The 20,547-nt window shown below is 59.6% G+C and carries 18 protein-coding genes; 2 read left to right on the top strand and 16 right to left on the bottom strand.

Features of this window, described 5'->3' with window-relative positions:
* Positions 1-197 precede the first annotated feature (197 nt).
* Complete coding sequence (locus EOA28_RS03415) at positions 198-1,190, top strand: integrase (protein WP_245501465.1); 993 nt, start codon at positions 198-200, stop codon at positions 1,188-1,190.
* A gap of 1,454 nt (positions 1,191-2,644) precedes the next feature.
* On the opposite strand, the gene EOA28_RS39995 is transcribed toward EOA28_RS03415, so the two are convergent.
* The 13 genes from EOA28_RS39995 to EOA28_RS03355 all read right to left on the bottom strand — a co-directional run bounded on the left by EOA28_RS39995 (position 2,645) and on the right by EOA28_RS03355 (position 16,409).
* On the bottom strand, positions 2,645-3,310 hold the full coding sequence (locus EOA28_RS39995; RefSeq protein ID WP_245454739.1) for an EAL domain-containing protein: 666 nt from the start codon (positions 3,308-3,310) through the stop codon (positions 2,645-2,647).
* A complete protein-coding gene (locus tag EOA28_RS39990; RefSeq protein ID WP_245455339.1) occupies positions 3,304-4,467 on the bottom strand; it encodes a GGDEF domain-containing protein in 1,164 nt (387 codons plus the stop codon). The genes EOA28_RS39995 and EOA28_RS39990 overlap by 7 nt, the downstream gene beginning before the upstream one ends.
* 254 nt (positions 4,468-4,721) lie before the next feature.
* Complete coding sequence (gene ubiM, locus EOA28_RS03405; protein WP_189341916.1) at positions 4,722-5,903, bottom strand: 5-demethoxyubiquinol-8 5-hydroxylase UbiM; 1,182 nt, start codon at positions 5,901-5,903, stop codon at positions 4,722-4,724.
* Between the two features lie 280 nt (positions 5,904-6,183).
* Entirely contained in the window at positions 6,184-6,528 is a 345-nt protein-coding gene (locus tag EOA28_RS03400) for a hypothetical protein (RefSeq protein WP_126057793.1), read from the bottom strand.
* A gap of 612 nt (positions 6,529-7,140) precedes the next feature.
* Complete coding sequence (ccoS, locus tag EOA28_RS03395) at positions 7,141-7,296, bottom strand: cbb3-type cytochrome oxidase assembly protein CcoS (RefSeq protein WP_081714250.1); 156 nt, start codon at positions 7,294-7,296, stop codon at positions 7,141-7,143.
* Positions 7,297-7,301: 5 nt separating this feature from the next.
* Positions 7,302-9,575, bottom strand: a complete 2,274-nt coding sequence (locus EOA28_RS03390; RefSeq protein ID WP_126059322.1) for a cation-translocating P-type ATPase — start codon at positions 9,573-9,575, stop codon at positions 7,302-7,304.
* Positions 9,572-10,069, bottom strand: coding sequence for a FixH family protein (locus tag EOA28_RS03385; protein ID WP_126057792.1), 498 nt, complete (start codon positions 10,067-10,069; stop codon positions 9,572-9,574). The genes EOA28_RS03390 and EOA28_RS03385 overlap by 4 nt, the downstream gene beginning before the upstream one ends.
* Positions 10,066-11,625 (bottom strand): cytochrome c oxidase accessory protein CcoG, encoded by a 1,560-nt coding sequence (gene ccoG, locus EOA28_RS03380; RefSeq protein WP_126057791.1) that lies wholly within the window; start codon positions 11,623-11,625, stop codon positions 10,066-10,068. The genes EOA28_RS03385 and ccoG overlap by 4 nt, the downstream gene beginning before the upstream one ends.
* Positions 11,626-11,791: 166 nt before the next feature.
* Complete coding sequence (gene ccoP, locus EOA28_RS03375; RefSeq protein ID WP_126057790.1) at positions 11,792-12,655, bottom strand: cytochrome-c oxidase, cbb3-type subunit III; 864 nt, start codon at positions 12,653-12,655, stop codon at positions 11,792-11,794.
* A 2-nt stretch (positions 12,656-12,657) separates the two neighbouring features.
* Positions 12,658-12,807: a cbb3-type cytochrome c oxidase subunit 3 gene (locus EOA28_RS03370; RefSeq protein WP_024502864.1), complete on the bottom strand. Its 150-nt coding sequence runs from the start codon at positions 12,805-12,807 to the stop codon at positions 12,658-12,660.
* Positions 12,808-12,818: 11 nt separating this feature from the next.
* Positions 12,819-13,550 (bottom strand): cytochrome-c oxidase, cbb3-type subunit II, encoded by a 732-nt coding sequence (gene ccoO, locus EOA28_RS03365; protein WP_126057789.1) that lies wholly within the window; start codon positions 13,548-13,550, stop codon positions 12,819-12,821.
* On the bottom strand, positions 13,550-15,169 hold the full coding sequence (ccoN, locus tag EOA28_RS03360) for a cytochrome-c oxidase, cbb3-type subunit I (RefSeq protein WP_126057788.1): 1,620 nt from the start codon (positions 15,167-15,169) through the stop codon (positions 13,550-13,552). The genes ccoO and ccoN overlap by 1 nt, the downstream gene beginning before the upstream one ends.
* A 496-nt stretch (positions 15,170-15,665) precedes the next feature.
* Entirely contained in the window at positions 15,666-16,409 is a 744-nt protein-coding gene (locus EOA28_RS03355) for a Crp/Fnr family transcriptional regulator (RefSeq protein ID WP_126057787.1), read from the bottom strand.
* 152 nt (positions 16,410-16,561) lie between these two features.
* Between EOA28_RS03355 and hemN the strand changes: the two genes are divergently transcribed.
* Complete coding sequence (gene hemN, locus EOA28_RS03350; RefSeq protein WP_126059321.1) at positions 16,562-17,911, top strand: oxygen-independent coproporphyrinogen III oxidase; 1,350 nt, start codon at positions 16,562-16,564, stop codon at positions 17,909-17,911.
* A 235-nt stretch (positions 17,912-18,146) separates the two neighbouring features.
* On the opposite strand, the gene EOA28_RS03345 is transcribed toward hemN, so the two are convergent.
* The 3 genes from EOA28_RS03345 to trbG all read right to left on the bottom strand — a co-directional run.
* The gene (locus EOA28_RS03345) at positions 18,147-18,389 is read right to left on the bottom strand and encodes a DUF2274 domain-containing protein (protein ID WP_126057786.1); all 243 of its coding nucleotides are present in this window, start codon (positions 18,387-18,389) and stop codon (positions 18,147-18,149) included.
* 12 nt (positions 18,390-18,401) lie between these two features.
* Positions 18,402-19,616: a TrbI/VirB10 family protein gene (locus EOA28_RS03340; protein WP_126057785.1), complete on the bottom strand. Its 1,215-nt coding sequence runs from the start codon at positions 19,614-19,616 to the stop codon at positions 18,402-18,404.
* The coding region (gene trbG / locus EOA28_RS03335; protein WP_128314566.1) for a P-type conjugative transfer protein TrbG at positions 19,613-20,547 on the bottom strand (935 nt) is incomplete at its 5' end. The genes EOA28_RS03340 and trbG, both read right to left, overlap by 4 nt.

Here is a 20,547-nt window from a genome sequence, read left to right as displayed (position 1 = left end):
ACGATCCCCGCGGTGTACGGGCGCGAGATGCAGTGCAAAGCCTCGGCGCGGGGCTGGAGGCGTAGTGGCGTAGACTGCGGGAAGGCCAATCCGCCGAGGCGGGGCTGCGTTTCGAAGCCGCGAGGAAGCGCGCGCGGTCATTTGGATTGGCCTATCGCTCTAACGAGGAACTAGCAGCGGGGCCGCTCGACGAACTCATGGCCCGTATCAAGCTGCTCCTCGACAAAAAATCGATCGAGGACGCGCAGGACGTCTCGGCCGTCATGGGTGGGGAGAAGCGGCCAGCGGTCCGCCTGAGCGGTCTTATCAAGGAATTCGAGACGATCGAGCAACAGAACTTGCTGACCATGTCGCCTAACCAAATCAAGAAATGGCGTAACCCCAAAAAGCGCGCAGTTGCCAATCTGGTTGGAGTCATTGGCGACAAGGAGATCGCAAGCCTCACTCGGGACGACGCAATCGCGTTCCGCGAGTGGTGGCAAAAGCGGATCGTTGAGGATGGACTTGATATCGGTACGGCCAACAAGGACATCGGCCATGTTTCGAAAATGCTGCGCGTCGTCGATCTGACTCACCAGCTCAAGCTGGAGCCGGTTTTTCGAAACCTGCGTCTTTCCGGCGCCGTCCCCGGGCAACGCGCTGCGTTCACAGCGGAGTTCATTCAGGAGAAGATACTCGCTGAAGGCGCGCTCGACGGACTCAATGACGAAGCCCGCCATCTAATCTATGTGATTGCCGATACCGGACTCAGGCTTTCTGAAGCGGCAAACCTCACCACCGAAACAATCCACCTCGATCAAGAAATCCCGCATGTGCGGGTGCGCCCCAATGGCCGTCGCTTGAAGACCGGTCATTCAGCCCGTGACATTCCCTTGGTTGGCGGCGCACTTGCAGCCATCAAGCTCCATCCGGACGGCTTTCCTCGTTATCGCGACAAGGCCGCGTCACTTTCAGCGCTCGTCAACAAGGTGCTCGCCAGCAAGGAACTTCTGCCGACTTCCGAGCATAGTCTTTATAGCCTGCGACACACTTTCGAGGACCGGCTGACGGCAGTTGAGGCGCCGGAGAAGGTAATTGCTTCTCTGATGGGCCACAAATGGATCCGGCCCAAATACGGCGCGGGACCTTCGTTAGCGCAAAAGCGCGAGTGGCTTCAAAAAATCGCTTTTACCCCGCCCGGGCGAATGTGATTGCGGCGCCATCCAGGCCTTGAGAACCAACCTCACGGCTCCAGCTGTCCGAGCCATTTAGGTTGAGCGTGGCCAGCACGCGCTGCGCTCGCTCGCGATTTCCGAGCTTCCGCCGCATTTGTTCGACCTCGTATTCCAGCCTTTCGAAGGTCGGTATATAGGCATCTCCATGCCGGATGACCAAGTAGGCGGCAACAGCTAGACAGCATTCTAGCTCCGTGGCCGATGGATCGGAAAAAGGGGCGACGCCATACCAAGACGAGCAACGCCTCTCGAGGGCTTCCGAACTAGGCAAACGGCCAGCATGTGGCATGGGATACAAACCTATGCCTGATCGACGAACCTAAAGTGCTCACGAAGCTTGACCGGTACGCGGGCCATCGGAGGGTTCTGCCTAAAACCGCCAAAAATTTTGAAACACCCATTCATCCGGCTCGAATTCAAAGGGATCGGCGATTTTTGGGTTATGGCTTGCAAGCATAGTTCAGCCCAGACAAGAACGCCTGATATCTTGTCGTTCACTGTCACCCTGCCAAATATGGTGCCGGTGACAACGGCAGTTTGGCGAGCAGAAGAATTCCCGAGACTGAGACGTTCTACGGCTTGGCCCATGTTCGCGCTCCTCCTCGATTGGAGACAGGATGGGCCATATGGAAGCGAATAAAAGGAGGTTGGTGACGAGTCTCGGTAGTGGAGTAGAAACGGGTGGAAAAGCTTGCGCTATTCGCCGTCGGCGCCGCTAAGCGCATTTGAGAGAAGGGGCAACGATCGCCAAGAGATGACGTCCGATCGCAAGCCGGCTAGAAATGCGACAGTGACGCGCCTTTTTTGGCACGACCTTAGCACCCGATCGGGCCTCAGCTGGTCGTCGTTGCGCAGCCGATCGGGTGCGATTTTTATAAAGCTCTCTTGGCTTTAGCTTTGAGAGCCCGTCATCGAGACAAATGCAAGGGAACGGTCCCGCCCCCTGGGGACATTCGACATGCCGTGGCAGCTTCCTATGGTGAGCCAGCGCATTCCGATACACGTTTTCCGCGCTCTACCGTTGCTCCAGCACCTGTGCTGAGGCTGAGCGCTTGATCAGGACCCGACCGCTGCTGTTGCGGGATGGTGACTGGGTTGAGGTCGCGAAAACCTTGACCGCGGGTACGTTGTTCATCCAGATGAGCGCTGAGCCGAGAAGCAGCCAAGAACGCTTCCCGTAATCGAATCCTACGGGAACCGCGAAACCAGCGTCCAAGGGACGCAATTCTCCGACGTCGTTCACTCAAGCTCATCTCGCAACTTGAACGCTTGTATGAAGCCGCTGCATGTGCGCCGGTGGACCGGATTGCTGCTATCCAAACCACGTGCTCAGTTTCGCCCCCGTAATAACTCTACCGTCCGAAACGGCTTTCGCGCGTCAGGTCCACCCCACATGAAAGTTCCGCGAGCAGCACGGACGGAGAGGCCGGTCACAACTCCTTCGCGTGCTCTTTTACTACCGAATCAAGTGCCAAATGGAGAGGCACTGCCTTAGAGAACAGGAAGCCCTGCGCGGTTCTGCAGCCAAGCTTGTACAGAGTTTGCCGATCTGCCTCTGTTTCAACGCCCTCGGCCATGACCTCGATCCCGAGCGTCCTACCAAGGTCAATCACCGCTTTGACAAGCAGCCGATTCTCCCGGGACTTGGCTAAGCCGCGAATGAAGCCCTGATCTATTTTCACTTTCCTGATCCGACTGTCCTTGAGCGATGCCAACGTCGAAAAACCGGTGCCGAAGTCCTCGAGCGCGATAGAAATGCCAGCATGTGAAAGCTGGCCGAGCTTTTCATCCACTCTGTCCGGATCCACTGGGGCTTCTTCGGTAATCTCGATGTCGAACATCGTTGCAGGGAGGTCTTTTGCCGCCAGACCATTAAGAATCATCTCGTCAATATCGCCAGCTTCCAACTCGCGCGGTGAAACATTCATCGCCACACGAACATCACGACGGTCAGCTTTGACCAAGCCCTCGATAAGAGCGCAACAGTCGGCGAATACCGTTTGAGTTAGCAGCTGAAGCATTCCAGTTTCGCGTGCCGCTGTCATGATCTCGGGCGGAGAAATGGGACCGTGAAGCGGGTGAGACCATCTTAGCAAGGCTTCAAAACCGACGACGCTTCAGTTTCGAGTCTTACGATTGGCTGAAACCAAGCGACCAAGCTTCTCATCGTTATCGCCGAATGAAGATCGCGTTCGATTGACTGGCGGCGTTGCAGTTCCCGGGCTAGCTCGGCACCGAACAGACAAAATTCATTCCTGCCGCGGCGCTTAGCTGTGTAAAGGGCGATGTCGGCCCGCAACAACATTTCCGTCAGTCCGGGGTTTTCAGCCAAGTAGATTCCTATAGACGCTCCAATGCGGACGGATGCGATCCCAGGATAGGGGCGAGCAAGCTTGGCTATGAGATTGGACGCGAGATTGGTGGGAGAAGGAGAATTCTTTCGCGAAGAAAAAACCAGCACGAATTCATCCCCACCGATGCGGGCGAGCGTTGAGCCCTCCGGTGCTTCTTCCTCTATTCGGCGGGCGATCCTGGCAAGCAGCTCGTCACCCGTTCTGTGACCGTAGGTACCGTTGACAGATTTGAACCCGTCCAGATCAATCAGCATGGCCACAAAGGGTCCATCGGTGTTCTCAAACTGATCGATTGCATGTTCGAGGCCCCGCCTGTTGAGGAGCGCGGTAAGATGGTCCTCCCTGGAATTGCGCTCCATTTCCGCGGCAAGCCGCTCGGCTTGATGTCTCAGGCGGCTCGCGTCACGGAAGCGCGCTTGTCCAACGAACGAGGATCGAACCAGGCCGCCCTCGAAAAGCAGGACGGCAAAAGCCAGAATGTAGTTTTCCGGGGCTCCCTTCGTCAGCAAACATGCGGCGGCAATGAGGAGTGGCGGTGTGATGAAGCATATCGCTGCCGCAGCATATGAGCTGCCGTACGTGACCGCGCCAGCTGAAATGCCCGCCAGAATTATTAGATGCAGCGATGCTTGAGACGTCGTGTATCCAGCCGTTAGGATGGCAAGGAATGACCAGGTGAATCCCGCCAGAAGAGCAAGCCTGCCAAACCAGCGAAGCCGCAGCCAAACCCGTGTCAGATCATCCTGGACTCCGGGTTCCTTCAGCTGATGACGGGCGAGTGCAAGGCGGGCGGCATTTATCGCATTAACGACCGAAAACCAGGCCGCGCCAGCAAGACCGTTCCCGGAAAGGGCCTGCACGGTCAAAATCAGCCCGGACAGCACAATGCTTATCGGCATTGAGACGAAAAGGCCTGCCCTCAGATCAGCGAGCTGGTCCTGAAGGATTCTCGCCTCCAGCGGATCTTCTTTTCCAAGGCTGGACGGGTCAGCTTGCTTACTCCTGCTTGTCCGCAGCCTATGCAGCCCCCCTGAAGGACGGGTTAATTCTTCAATCGGAGATCAGCGTCGGGGAGCAGGATTACTCCGGTGCATCATGCACTCTCTCCCATCGCTCGCCCAGCACGCGCAAAAATGCGACTGCTGGTGCAGTATCACCGCTGGAGCTCCGCCGATATCCCATGCCGGACAAGGGGAACATGTTGGGCAAAGCGAAGCCCCAGATGCCTTGCAAGCCGTGCCGCCAGGTGGTCTCTGGAGTAGAGTCCAATCAATATGTTCGTTGCATGGTAGAGCGGCGCCGCCGACAGGCGCAGCCGCCTTTCGTATATATGCAGCATGTCGGGGTCGCCAACATTGCGGCCGTCGCGGCACGCAGTCATGATTCCACGGGCGAGTTGCTTCTGGCTGCTGAGACCGATGTTGAATCCGTGAGCGGTCACCGGGTGCATGCCGATGGCAGCGTCGCCGATGAGTGCGGCGCTCGGCGCCCGGAATTTGTGCGCCCAGGTCGTGACCAGCGGATAGGTGTGGCGCTTGCTTGCCAAGGTCATTTTTCCAAGGCGCCCTCGACACCGTTTCGTCAACTCCGACAGGAACAAATCATCATCGAAGGCAAGCAGTCTATAGGCCTCGTTTGAGCGCAATGTGAGCAGCAGCGACGACATGCCCTCCGCGAGGGGCAACATCGCTATCGTCTGATGGTGATCGAACCATTCGATGGCGATCTGGTGGTGGGCGCGCTCGTGCCTCACTCGGCAAATCAGCATCGAGTGGCCAAGCCGGTTGATATCGGCGCCGATGCCTAGCAGATCACGCGTGGCGGACAAACGCGAATCCGCGGCAACAACCAGCCGAGCAGTTAAACGCGCGCCATTAGAGAGCGTTACGACTGCTCCTTCTTGGCTGTTTGTTGCATCGACGACCGAGTGGCCGCACAACAGCCGGGCGCGATCCTGCAAGCGGACGATTTTGAACAGCGCCTCGCGGATCCGGCAATTTGGAACCAAAACCCCCAGCGGTTCTCCAGAGTTGCTGGGAGGATCGAAACGAAGAGCGAATGCGCTCGAGCCGTTGAGCACGCGCGCGCCTTGAATTGCTGATTTGTCCGAAGCCGGGATGACATCCCAGGCGCCGAGCTCGCGAAGGGTTCTGATCGAAGCGTTGGTCAGCGCGATTTCGCGACCATCGAAAGCCGGATTCGCCAGACTATCGAATGTGTTCTGTTCAACAACTGCCACCTTGAGTTCGCTTTGGGCAAGCGACGCAGCGAACGAAAGGCCGACCGGGCCGGCTCCAACGACAACGATGTCAAAATTATCGTCAGAGCCCATCAGCGTGCCGCCATCCGGTCGCCTATCCTCGTGTAACGGTGGAACTGAGCCGAGTGACATGAGCTCCGTGGCCGCCGCATTGCCTAAAGGCGCTGGGCCGGGAGATTCGCATCGATCGGCAACGAAGCACTCAAAGCGCTCAGAGGTGGATGCGGCTAACCGATCCCGCCCTTTGGCCGCGCAGCCGCGCAGATCGCCGCCAGCAAGCGAGACACTCGCGACGCTGGTCAGCCACGGCCGCGCCGCATCGATCGCCACATTCCACCTGGAACCCTTGCGCATACTACTCACGCTCCACGACGTCGAAGCGGGCTCTCTTGCGAGGGTATCGAACGTAGCGCTCTCTCTCGTCATCCCAGCCAAGGTAGCGGAAACTTTTATCCACGACCGCGCATATCTCATCAAGAACCTGCTGCATGGCTTCGATGTCGATGTCCTTGCAATTCAGTCGCCGATAGAGCAAAGCCCACGCGGCGACATAGTCGTCGAAATAGCGCGCGTCACTCGAACCAATGATCAACTTCGGACGGTTGATCGATCTCGAAAACGCACGTCCCAACCCCGATGATGCTCCGCAGCACGTTGACATCACGAGGATCTTCGGCGCTGGATGCGAGCCCTGGAACATTTCTACGAAGTCAGCCCAAAGAAGGCCACTTTCGACGCACACAACCCATCAAAGGCGAAAGCTGTTGATCGGCCCCCGTGTCCGCGCAGCCACGCGGATGGTCAGCCAGCAAGCGAGATACACACGACGCCGGTCAGCTAATGGCTGCGCCGTAAGCACAAGGCATGGCCGACCACACGACAGAAAACCCAGAACCGTGAAGGTGCTGATAATGACGACCAATCTTTCCGTAAGTCATGCATTTCTCCGTCGAAGACTGGTCAATAGAACACACCGATGAGTATGACCCTGATCTGGATCAGCCAGACATGACCAATCGGCACTGGCGGTTCACGGTCAGGTGATCGACCGTGACGTTCCACTTTGGAACCCGTGCGCACATGGCCAAGCTCTCGTCCGGCCACGCGAGGTACTCTCGTGGCATCAGCCGCCTCATACTGGGTGCAATGGGAGGCAGTCCTTCGCACGACAGAGGCTTTTCACAAATGTAGTGTGCAGCTTAGGTCAAGATGGTCATGGAGCATGGAGCATGGAGCATGGACAGCTTGTTCCCGACCGAGCCGGCTCGACTGACGAGCGCGATCCGCGCATCTTATGCACAGCGGATTGAAATCAGCGTTCCGGTTTGTCGTCCCGATCAATTAGTATCCGCTCGGCGGCTCCGTCGAGATCTTCGTATTGACCGCTTCGCAATGCCCAGACGAAGCCGGACACACCCAGTGCACCCAGAAAAAGGGCCACTGGTATGAGATAGAGCAACGTCGTCACGAGGATTATGCCGAATAGCTGACTGCGGAGCGTCCGACTTTTTGAATAACTTGCAGCGTCGCATTCGCCCCGAAGCCGTGCAAGCGCAATGCGTTTCCAATAACAAGCACCGATGAGGCAGACATGGCAATCGCCGCTAACAAAGGCGTGGCGTGCCCGAGGATGGCGATTGGTACTGCCACCGCATTGTAGACGATCGCAATCGCGATGTTCTGGCGGATCAGGTGTCCCGCCTTGCGCGAGACGTCCAGCGCGAGAGGCACTGCCAGAAGGCTTTCGCGCAGGAATACGAAGTCGGCGGCATTGCGGCCAATGTCGGCGGCGGTAGCTGGAGCGATCGAGACATGCGCCGCGCTGAGCGCCGGCGTGTCGTTGAGGCCGTCGCCAACCATCAGAACCTTGTGTCCGTCTTTCGCCAGGGTCTCGATGCGCTCGACCTTGCCGGATGGCAGCAGGCACGGAACGAAGTCCTTGACACCCAGCATTTCTGCGACTTCACCGCAGGCACCCGCAGTATCGCCCGACAGCATTTCCACTGACACCCCGGCATGGCTCAATTGCCCGATCGCCGCCTTGGCGTCTGCGCGCAGCGCGTCCTCAAAATCGAAGGTCGCGACAATGAACCCGTCTTTTGTCAGCACGGTTCCGCCATGTTTGCCTTCACCACCGGTCCGGGCTCTCCATCCAGCCCATCCGCGTCGGCCTAGCCGCCAGGTGCTTCCGGCTCCAGTGGCTTCGATTCCAAACCCTGGATGCTCGGTGACGGCATCAAATTTGTACTGCCCGCCGGGATGGGCAAAACCGGCTATGGCCTTTGAAAAAGGATGGCGGGAATGCGTAGCCATGTCTCCCGCGACTGCCAGCATGGCCGGATCGATCGACGATGCATTGACCAGCCGGGGCTGGCCGAGCGTGAGCGTTCCGGTCTTGTCGAACACCGCTGTATCAATCGTCGCCAGGCGCTCCATGGCAGAACCGTCCTTTACCATGATGCCGTTCTCAAACAGGCGCCGCGCGGCGACCACCTGAACGATCGGTACGGCGAGGCCGAGCGCGCACGGGCAGGTGATGATCAGAACGGCAATGGCGATGGTTATCGCCCGGTGCCAGTCGCCGGTCACCGCCATCCAGCCAAGGAACGTCGCGAAGGCTGTGAGATGAACCACCGGGGCATAGAGCGCTGAAACGCGATCGGCGATCCGGCGATAATGCGCGCGGCCGCCCTCTGCGGCTTCCATAAGACGAACCATTTCCGCCAGAAACGAATCCTTCGCGGCGGCTGTCGCCTCAATCGTCAGCGGGCCGGTAAGATTGAGCACGCCGGCCTGAACTGCTTCGCCCGGCGCCACGTTTTTCGGCGTGCTTTCGCCTGAGGCCAGCGAGCAGTCGAGATCCGACGTTCCCTGGATGATCTTGCCGTCGACGGGGATCCTCTCACCGGCTGCGATCAACAACCGCATGCCTGGTTCGATCTCGCCGACCGGCAAATAGTCGCGCGCGCCGTCGCTGCGCAGCACCATGGCGCCATGTGCGGCCAACTGGGACAGGCCTTTCACAGCGGTCCGGGCACGTTCGCGCATCACGTGATCCAACGTGCGGCCGATCAACAGGAAGAACAGCAGCGATACCGACGCGTCAAAATAGGCGTGATCGCCATGGTTGATCGTCTCGTAGAGGCTCATGGCGTAGGCGAGCGAAACACCGACCGCGATCGGCACGTCCATATTCATGCGGCCATGGCGCAAAGCATTCCAGGCCGAACGGAAGAAGATGCCGCCGGCGAAGGCGAGGGCAGGAATGGCGATCAGCGCCGAGACCCAGTGAAACAGGTCGCGGGTAGCACCTTCGGCGCCGGACCAGACCGAGACCGAAAGCAGCATGATGTTGCCCGCCGCAAAGCCGGCAACCGCGACCGCGCGGATCAAATCCGATAACGTCCTGTCCTTGTCGCCGACCTCGGAAGGGAAGAGATGCGCCTGGTAGCCTAGCCGCCCAAGCGCGACGACGAACGGTGGGACCTCGTCACCACGCCACCGGACAGAGACCCGTTTCGTCGACAGGTTGACGCGGGCGCTCTCGACGCGATCGAGCTTTCCCAGCGCCGTCTCGATCGTCTGGATGCAGCCTGCGCAATGAACCGTCGGTACTGAAAGATCGGTCTGGTGAAGATCATCGCCAAGCGATCGGCTCGCCAGCCTGATCTCCTGGCTGGACGGCAGGACCGATCCGGTGTTGACCAGATCAAGCGCCATTTCGGCGCCCGGTGCACAACAACTCATTGCAGCGCTCCATTGGAAATCATGATCCGGCGGACGTCGCGATACGGTTTGTCCAGACCGGCGTCGGCGTCGACTTCGACAATCCAGACGCCGTCCTTCGGCATGTGCTGGGCTGCGAATTCCTGGCCCGAGGCGGGTGCGAGGGTGACCGACTTGTCCTCCTTCTCGTACGCGGGATGGCGAAACAGCACCTTGACGCCGTGCAAGGGAACCGGCTTGCCGGCGACGTCGGCGAGGCCATAGCGAACTTCGCCCCATGCGATGGTCAGCTTGCCGGTCCAGCCAAGTGCTGCCTGCGCCCGTCCTTCCTCGGCCTTCTTGTTGAATTGCTGGCTCGCCACATAGGTGTTTTCGACGACGAGGCCAGTCCAGCTTGTGCTGGCGAGCGTTGCCATGGTCAGATTGACTGCGATGACCACGCCGAAAAAGGCCAGGATGATGACCAGCATGTGCCTGCCGGTGAATTCACGAGGCTTTTGTACATTGGCAGTCATCTGAGGGGCTCCGGCGCGTTGAAGGTGGCGGTGTACTCGTTCGACTCAAAGCTGGCTCTGTCCTCGACGCGGAACTTGAAGGTCTGTGCCGGAGCGCGGATCTGGTCCGCCGGCTGGCGAACGAAGACCCTCAGCATTTTCAGGCGGTCGGGTTCGACCGGAATGGCGAAGGAACGGCCTGCGGGGATGTCGTCGCCGACGACGACCATGTCAGCGCCTTCAAGGCCCTGCATGGTTACGACGATCGTCCTCGGCTCGGGGATCATGTTGAGCAGCTTGACGGTATAGCCATTGCGGATGGATCCGTCGGTCAGCGTGACGAACTGGGGATTGCGATCATGCAATACGTTCAGTTCGAGCCGATCGCGCGTCAGCAGCGAATAGAGCAGGCCGAGGCCGATCAGCGACCACAAGCCCATGTAGACGTAGGTGCGCGGCCGAAAGATCTTGCGGATGTGAAAATGCGCCACCTTGTCGGAGAACAGGCCATCAGCGGTCCTGATCAGCGATGGATTGACTGAGCTGGACCCGCCTGCAGTCGCCAGCATCATGTTGGCGTTGTAGTCGGAGAGCGTCGCATAGGCGATCAGCCCACGCTCCTTGCCGAGCTTGTCCATGACGCCGTCACAGGCGTCGATGCAGAGCGCGCAAGTGATGCATTCGAGCTGCTGGCCGTCGCGAATGTCTATCCCCATCGGGCAGACCGCGACACAGGCATTGCAGTCGACGCAGTCGCCCACGGGCTGGCCTGCGGCCAGCACCTTCTTGGCGTGGCGCGAACGCGGTTCGCCGCGCCAGTCATTGTAGGTGACAGTGAGGGAATTTTCATCGAGCATGGCCGCCTGGATGCGGGGCCACGGGCACATATAGGTGCAGACCTGTTCGCGCATCAGACCGCCGAACGTGTAGGTGGTAGCCGTCAGGACGGCGACAGTGATGTAGGCGACGGGCGCCGCAGTGCCGGTGAAGAGCTCGCCGAGCAGCGTCGGTGCATCGGCAAAGTAGAAGATCCAGGCGCCGCCAGTCGCCGCCCCTATGACCAGCCAGATGGTGTGCTTGGACACACGCAGCATGAGCTTGCGCGCGGTCCAGGGACCTGCGTCAAGTTTCATGCGGGCGTTGCGGTCCCCCTCGATCGCACGTTCGACGACGAGGAACAGATCGACCCACACCGTCTGAGGGCATGCATAGCCGCACCAGGCACGGCCGACAGTCGAGGTGATCAGAAAAAGACCGACGCCCGCCATGACCAGGAGGCCGGCCACATAGAAGAATTCCTGGGGCCATATCTCGATGAAGAAGAAGTAGAAGCGCCGGTTCGCGAGATCGAGCAGGACTGCCTGGTCCGGGGCAAATGGACCGCGAGCCCAAGGCAGCCACGCAGCCAGGTAGTAGATGCCAAGTGTGATCGTCATCACCAGCCATTTGAAGCGACGAAAGTTGCCCGAGGCGCGCTTCGGAAAGATCTTTTGACGCGCGGCATAAAGCGGCTTGCGGGTTTTGGCGGAATTGACAGTTTCTGTTTCGAGCCGTGTCAACTGCGTCTTATCACGCATGTGCAACTCCACTTTCCCAGCCAATGTCAGGGGCACCTGTCGTAAAGCCTCGCGGTAGGATAGCCTTGCCGGGTTGTGCAGATCGCATTAGGGATGGTGTCGAGGCCCGGCTCACGCCGGGCCTCGTCCGCTTGGCAGGGGGGACCGAAGAATAGGACTTCCATTCCTATTCTCCGCCGCCAAGCGAATGGACATAAACTGCAAGTTCCTTGACCTTGATCTCGCCGAGACGGCCAACCCAGGCCGGCATGACGCCCTGTTTTGGCGCACGGACCTGTGCGGCGATGGCTGTCTCACCGGATCCATAGAGCCAGATCGCATCGGTCAGGTCGGGGGCGCCGAATTCCCTGTTGCCTTTTGCATTGTCGCCGTGACAGGCGACGCAGTTCTCGGCAAAGACCTTGGCGCCGGGTTGGATCAGACTTGCATCGCGGACCTTGCCGGAAAGGCTGGCCACGTAGGCGCTGACTTGTGCGATCTGGTCGGCGGTAATGATGTCGCCGAAGGCCGGCATTTCCGACAGGCGCGTGTCCGGATCGGATGCGAAGCGGATGCCGTGCGTAATCGTCTGCTGGATCTGCTCGGCCTTGCCGCCCCATAGCCAGTCGTCGTCGTTGAGATTGGGAAAGCCCTTGGAACCTTGGGCGCCGGAGCCGTGACATTGTACGCAATTGACCTTGAAAGCGGCGCCACCGGCGGCGATTGCGAATTCGCGCAGGCCGTCGTCCGCGGAGATCTCCGAGACGCTCTTGGACTCCACCGCCGAGATATATTTGCCCTTGGCGGCCTCAGCCGCAGTCAGCTCGTTCCTGACCTCGTTGCGGCTGGAATAGCCGAGCACACCCTTCGTCGCCGAGTGCAACAGAGGCCATGCTGGATAGGCGATGGTGTAGCCTATCGCCCAGACAATGGTGACGTAAAAGGTGATAACCCACCATCTGGGAAGCGGGTTGTTCAGCTCCCGGATGCCATCCCATTCGTGGCCGGTGGTCGAGACGCCAGAGATTTCATCGATATGCTCGTCGCTCATGATCACTCGTCCTCGAGCGGAATGCGGGCCGCTTCGTCGGCCAGCCTTCGGCTGCCGGGGCGTAGGGCAAAGGCGATGCACCCCACGAAGAACAGCGCCATCGCAACCAGGCCCCAGCTGTCGGCAAACGCCCGCATCAAATTGTAGGTCATCAGCGTTCTCCTCAGCGGTAGCCGGCGGCTTCGTCGTAATTTTTGAAGTCGACCAGTGTGCCAAGCATCTGCAGGTAGGCGAGCAGGGCATCCATTTCGGTGACCTGTTGCGGGTTGCCGTCGAAGTCGCCGATCTTGGCTTTTGGGTAACGCGCCTCAAGGCCTGATGTGTCGGCATTGGGATCGGCCTGCGCCGCCAGATCCGCATTGGCGTGGACGATCATGTCATCGGTGTAAGGGACGGCTACAAGCCTGTTGGCGACCAGATGCGTTGAGAAATCCTTCACGTCGATCGGCGTGTCTTTCAGGAACCCATAGCTCGGCATGATCGATTCCGGCACCACCGAGCGCGGGTCGGTAAGATGCGCGACATGCCATGCATTCGAGTAGCGGTCGCCAACTCTGGCGAGATCCGGCCCGGTGCGCTTCGATCCCCACTGGAAGGGGTGATCGTACATGGACTCGGCAGCTAGGCTGTAGTGGCCATAGCGCTCAACTTCGTCGCGGAACGGCCTGATCATCTGGCTATGACAGAGGTAGCAGCCCTCGCGCATATAGATGTTGCGCCCGACAAGTTCGAGCGGCGAATAGGGGCGCATGCCTTCCACCTTCTCGATCGTATTGTCGAGATAGAAGAGAGGCGCGATCTCGACGATGCCGCCGACCGTCACCACGAGCAGCGAGCCAACGAGAAGAAGCGTGGCGTTCTTCTCGATGATTGCGTGTTTGTCCATCAAGCCCATTACCTGGCTCCTGATCGCGCAGGTCGGATGGCGACGGGGCTCGGCATCGGCTCCTCCTCGCGCTGGTGGCCGAGGATGGTCCTGGTGATGTTCCAGGCCATGATCAGCGCGCCGGAGAGGTACATGGCCCCACCGATGGCGCGCATGACATAGTAGGGGTGCATGGCGGCGACGGTCTCGGCGAAGGAGTAGACCAGGAAGCCCTGCTCGTCGTATTCGCGCCACATCAGGCCCTGCATGACGCCGGATACCCACATCACCGCGGCGTAGACAACGATACCAAGTGTCGCCAGCCAGAAATGCCAGGTGACCAGCCGCAACGAGTAGAGCCGTTGCCGGTTCCAGAGCTTCGGCACCATGTAGTAGATTGCGCCGAACGAGATCATGCCAACCCAGCCGAGCGCGCCCGAATGGACGTGGCCGATCGTCCAGTCGGTATAATGCGACAGCGAATTGACCGCCCGGATCGCCATGATGGGGCCTTCGAAGGTCGACATGCCATAGAAGGCGACGGCCATCACCATCATGCGTATGATCGGATCGGTGCGCAGCTTGTCCCAGGCGCCGGACAGCGTCATCAGGCCGTTGATCATGCCGCCCCAGGACGGCATCCACAGCATGATCGAGAACACCATGCCGAGCGTCTGCGCCCAATCGGGCAAGGCGGTGTAGTGCAGGTGATGCGGCCCGGCCCAGATGTAGAGAAAGATGATCGCCCAGAAATGGACGATCGACAGCCGGTACGAATAGACTGGCCGGTTCGCCTGCTTGGGCACGAAATAATACATCATGCCGAGGAAGCCGGCGGTGAGAAAGAAGCCGACCGCGTTGTGGCCGTACCACCATTGCGTCAAGGCGTCCTGGACCCCTGAAAAGGCGGAGTAGCTCTTGGAGCCCAGGAACGAGACTGGTATGGACAGGTTGTTGACCACATGCAGCATCGCGATGGTGACGATGAACGACAGGTAGAACCAGTTGGCCACGTAGATATGCGGTTCCTTGCGCTTCAGGATCGTGCCAAGGAACAGAATGAGGTAGGCGACCCAGACGATGGTCAGCCAGACATCCACATACCATTCGGGTTCGGCGTACTCGCGGCCCTCGGTGATGCCGAGCAGGTAGCCGGTCGCGGCCATGACGATGAACAGCTGGTAGCCCCAGAAGACGAACCAGGCCAGATCACGGCCGAAGAGGCGGGCGCGGCAGGTGCGCTGCACGACATACAGAGACGTGCAAAGCAGCGCGTTGCCGCCGAAGGCGAAGACGACACCGGATGTGTGCAACGGCCGCAAACGACCGAAATTGAACCAGGGCTGGATGTTGAGATCGGGGTAGGCGAGCTGCAGCGCGATCACCACGCCGACCAGCATGCCGACGACACCCCAGAACACGGTGGCGATCGCGCCGTAGCGGATCGGACCATCCATGTAAGCGGATGGGTCAATCGGAGCTGCTGGCTTGAACTCCGTGTTGCGCAACAGGATCGCAGTGAAACCAGCCACTGCGAAGAACAACACCCACATGTGTCGGCGGAAAGGTTCATCCACGCCGAAGCCGGCGGCCACCAGGGCCGCAAAAGCGAACACGCTTAGAAGGACGATCTCTGTGCCGAATTTCATTGCAGATCCCGATCTCGAATCTGGTGGATGCCAAATCCGCAGCGCACTAATCGCGCAGCCGCCGCCCCCTCGCCCTGATCTATGTCAGGCCGCAAGATTTTGTGTCGGCGGCGCAATCAGCAGGTGGCGAATGAACGAGGAACGCAGCGCGGGCTCACCCCCCTCATGGAAGGCGTTCCCTGGGTTGGGCGGGCGCAGACGCGATCGCTGAGGCGAAAGCTGAGGCCCTGCGCGCGTTGGATGCTATTGCCGATGCCCTGCCAAACGTTGTTCGGATCCCATTGGAAACGAACGCGATCGTTCCGCCGAGCCGTGGCAGATTAAGGACCATGCTTCGCCGGTATGTGCCGAAACACACCTGGCGATTGGTCACGTTCCTATCAAAGCCCGAAAGCTGTTTGTCTCGACCGTGACGCCGCTTCGTCGAAGGCGCGGCAACATCGCATTAAAAGGCAAACACGGCCCGCCCCGGAGTCATGCGACATGGCCTCGCCGCTTAGGGCCGCTCGCGTCCGCCGCCACAGCGCTTCTCCAGACGGCTTATGCTGTCCACCGTCACATGGCGTGCGTTCTCAATCCGAATCACCCCGTCAGCCCGCAATCGCGTCAGTTGGCGGCTCACGGTCTCGTTGGTGATTCCAAGGAAATCAGACATTTCGACACGCGTCAGCGGCAGATCGAAGGACGCCGACCCGGAAGCCGCATCGAGACTGGAATCGATATTCCGGGCCATCATGAGGAGAAAAGTCGCTACCTTTTCCGGAGCTGTCTTGCGCCCCAGCGTCACCATCCACTCGCGCGCCTCATCGAGTTCATTCAGCGTCTGTTTGAGCAGGCGATGCTCGAATTCCCGTGACGCCTTCATCATCCGTTCGACGGCCGCTCGCGGAAACGAACACAGCGTGACTGCTGTTGCCGCTTCCGCATTGATCGAGCTTTCCACCTTGAAAGGACGTCCCAGAAAATCCGGTGCAAACTGGAGACCGACGATCTGCTGGCGCCCATCCGACAGGCTCTTTGATAGCTTTACAACGCCTGAAAGCACGTTGGAGTAGCTGTCGACGTTCTGTGCCTCGCCGGTCAACTCCATTCCTGACTCGATCCGGCGACGCGAGCAAGTCTTGGCGAGCCCAACCAAATTGTCTGGATCGAGCGCACCGCAGACACCGCGACGCCGTGCCTCGCAAGGGAAGCAAAGAACAGGAATGCCGGAACTATGAATGTCTTGCCGAAAGGTCATGCGTTCGCCTTACCCGATCCTAACTGCCGGCAGGATACCCATCCAGGGTAGAGAAATCCTGCGGCGGTTTGTCCATGAGCGCGGCTGATCGAGATCAGGGTCTGCTTCAGCGATGCGTGCAGTGTTCCGGCGGGCAACACGGTGAACGCGAGATGCAATCGGAAATAGCTGTCAAACTCAGCGAGAACGTCCCACGCTACACCAGCTATCCGACGGCGCCGCATTTCCATTCGGGGATCGATGCTGCCATTTACCGTGGCTGGTTGGAGACGCTGGAAAGCGGCGACGAAATCTCGCTGTACCTGCACATTCCTTACTGCGACAAGCTCTGCTGGTTCTGCGCCTGCCACACCAAGCAGACGCACCAATATGAGCCGGTGGCCGCTTATCTGCGCTCGCTGAATGCCGAAATCGTCACGATTGCCGGTCTGCTGAGCGGCAAGGCACATGTCCGTGCAATCCACTTCGGTGGCGGTTCGCCAACTATTCTGAGGCCCGATGATATGGTTGCTCTTGGAGCGGCCTTGCGGGACAGCTTCGACTTTCTCCCGGATGCTACGGTCAGCATCGAAATCGAAACCAACGACATGGACAAGGCGCGCCTTGATGCACTTGCTCAAATCGGCGTAACCCGGGCGAGCCTCGGCGTGCAGGATTTCGATCCGCAAGTGCAAAAAGCAATTAATCGTGAGCAGAGTTTTTTGCAGACCAAGGCAGTCGTCGACGGGGTTCGTTCGCGGGGCGTCGAATCGGTCAATCTGGACCTGCTCTACGGGCTCCCGAATCAGACACGCGAGACGATCTGTTCCACGGTGGCGCAGGCACTGACCTTGGAGCCAGACCGGATGGCCCTGTTCGGCTACGCACATGTGCCCTGGTTCAAGAAGCATCAGACGATGATCGACGAGGCATGGCTGCCGAGTCCCACTGAGCGTTTCGCCCAATCTCAACTCGCGGCGCGGGCAATTGTCGCCAAGGGATATGAGGCAATAGGACTCGATCATTTCGCGAAGCCCGACGATGCGCTGGCCATAGCGGCCCGCGCAGGGGTTTTGCATCGCAATTTTCAGGGCTACACTGAGGATCGCTGCCCGACACTGATCGGACTTGGCCCTTCGTCCATCGGTCGTTTTCGCCAAGGCTACGTGCAAAACATGGCTTCGACTGCCGGGTACGGGCGCATGGTTGCGGATGGCGGGTTGGCTGCCGTCCGCGGCGTTGCCCTTTCCGACGACGATCGCGTCCGTGGCTGGATCATCGAGCGGCTGATGTGTGATTTTGCCTTCTCGGCAGTCGATCTGGTGGAGCGGTTCGGCAAAGCCGGCGAGCAGCTCCTTCATCGCTCGAGGTCCATCGCACTCCACGATCCTGCCCGAGCGCTTGAATTCGATGGTGACAGTTTCCTCGTACGGACTGAAAGTCGCCCCTTCATTCGAACCATCGCGGCCAAGTTCGATACATATTTCAAAGGGGGAACGGCGAGGCACTCGGTGGCGGTCTGAGCAAAGCACAGTGCGCTCGCCGTTTGGTCGATCGGCGAACCAGCTGCGTTCGTTTTGACCGCTCATAGGCGACTACCGCATCAAATCGAAAATGCAAACTTAGGCTGTTGCGCGGTATCTCCTTCCACATCCTCTCTTGCGCATACCTACATTCCAAGGGGTTTGATCCTATGCTTCGCGAGGAGCAGGTAGGTCGCGACAGCTAGGCAATGTTCCAGCTGCCCTAGCGGAGGAGTCACGATTTTCCGGCAAGCTCCGTCGGCAGACGTTCTTTTCTGGCCCTGGCAAAGGCTCGGTCGCCTTCCAGAAACGCCGCCAGCATGAAAGGGATGAGTTCTGCCACGGTTTCAGACTGACCATAGGTCTGACGGTAAAGTGCAGCATACTCCTTGAGTGTTTGGCTCAGCTCCGCGCTGACGGTAATGGTGATCTTCGAAGCTGTTCGGTCCGGAAGTTTTCCAAGTTTCAGGTCAGCCATGATAACTCCTGCTCAACTGGCGTATGGCCGCAGCACGATGTCCTTGTGCACGATGACGCGCAGTGGCCAACCTGGGCGGACGACGATGGTGGGCTGGATATTGAGGTTTTTTTCGGTGATGCGCTGGCCGGCTCGACTGGCGTTCTGCTGGGCTGATTCCCGGATCGCCTTGACCAGATCGCTCTCGTTTTCGCCGAGGCTGAATTCTGTGCCGACACCGAGCAATGTGGCAAGCGCCACTCCCTTGATCATCTGCCAAGTGTGGAAATCGACTTTGTCTTCCAGCCCTGCGTAGCCGGCGGTGTCGCTCGCGGGCAGATTGTCGATTTCGGCCGACGAGCCGTCGGGCAGCAGAATGCGCTGCCAGACCAGCAGCGCTCGCTTTTGCCCGAACGCGACGACGCTGTCGTAGACGCCGATAAGACGTGAGCCCTGCGGAATCAGCAATATGTTGCCCGTGACCGTGTCGTGCACATTTTCGGTGACTTGCGCGACGACAAGGCCCGGCAAATCGGAATTGATGCCGGTGATCAGGCTGGCGGCAATCACGCTGCCAGCCATCAGTTGATATGGCGAGATCGGCGTCTGAAGCGCATGCGGATTGTAGATCCCGCCAGTGCTCCGCTGGCTGAGAAAATCAAGCTTTCGCTGCTGATTGTTCTGGTCGCCTTCCGCCGCCGCCACCGAGGCTGACGCGCGTCCTGCTTCGGATTGGGGAAGCGCCTCAAATGGATGCTGAGCAGTTTGCACGCTCTCTCCGACATCTGTCTGTTGAGCTCGATTTTCGACGCGGAAAAGCACCCGCGATTCACGCGCTTCGATCGCCTGCTGCGCTAGACGCTGCTCCTCGGCCGAGATGTCTTGGCCCGGCACGATGCCGAGCTGGCGCTGCCGCTCGAGGATGGGGCGGCCGAGGTCGCCCGGCAAAGGTAGCCCAAGGACGGGAGGCTTTGGCTTCATGCCGGAATAGTCATGGGGAAGCGTATCGAGTCCCTCGGCGGTTGGTTTGCGCTCAGTGTTGTAGAGATCTTCCGCCTGATCCCTGATGCGAAGGGCCGGCCCCTGGAGGGCGATCATGGTAACGCCGAAGACAGCGCCGGATCCGAGCGCTGCGATAGCGATGATCACACCGCGCCTGAACCGCACCACGCGGCGGGGAGAGGCCCGAAGCTGCAGTTCCTCGGGATCCAGTTTCGGCGGGATGCCAGAGCGGGAATTTTCGATCATGAGCCCTCACCTCGCCGGCTGCCGCGAAAGAGCGAGATCCGCCGTTGCGGTTGCCTGCCGTCAATCCTGCTGATGCGGATCACCTGCTGCCGCTTGGTGCCGAGGCGAAGTTCGGCCGCGGCGAAGAGCCGATCGACGATGTAATAGTTGCCGCGCACGCGATAGTTGACGAGCTCGCTGCTCCCATCTGCGCCGACGATGAAGAGTGGTGGCGCCTCGCCCTGATCTATGCGACGAGGGAACTCAATATAGACCTTGCTGCCGTCGTCGAAGGCTCGCGTCGGTCTCCAGGGCGGTGTGTCGCCACTGATTGAGTAGCGAAAGCGAAGGTTTTCGAGCGCGATGTTCGACGCGACCGGTGTAACTGCCTCGGCTTGAGCATTGCGCTGGCGAAGCGCGATGATCTGGTCTTGGCTGTAGGTCCAGGAGATTGCCGCCATTGCGGTCTTCTCGGTGCTTTGAAGCTGCAAATGATAGGTCCGCCGGTCCGTCGTAATGACGACATTGGTGGCAAGACCCGGCGCGAAGGGTTTTACCAGAACATGGGTGCGCTGATTGTCACCGGTGCCGCTTGCGGTATCGCCAATGACCCAGCGCACGGTGTCGCCAGCCGACACGGCGGTTAGTTTCTCGCCCGGCTGCAGAGCGATGTCGGTCACGCGCTCCGGCGCGGCATAGAGTTGATAAAGCGCGCCATCGGTGAAGGGGTAGACTTGCACTGCATTAACATACCCGTACTTGGTGGGTTGCTGGGTCGCGGCTTTGTTGGCATCAGCGACGCGTTCTTCAGGAGGGCGCTTGTCCTCGGCCTTGCCGGGCTCGGGCTGCATTTGGCCAGGCAGCGGCAGTGGTTTTGGCACCTCGACAATTCTAATCGGCCTCTCCGGCGCTTTTTCGATCGCGGCCGGTTTGAAGTCGGCAGCGTCATAGG

It is taken from the genome of Mesorhizobium sp. M2A.F.Ca.ET.067.02.1.1 (assembly GCF_004023285.1).
Taxonomy (GTDB): Bacteria; Pseudomonadota; Alphaproteobacteria; order Rhizobiales; family Rhizobiaceae; genus Mesorhizobium.
Note: the sequence above shows the minus strand (reverse complement) of the source record. Positions and strands in the feature narration are given on the sequence as shown.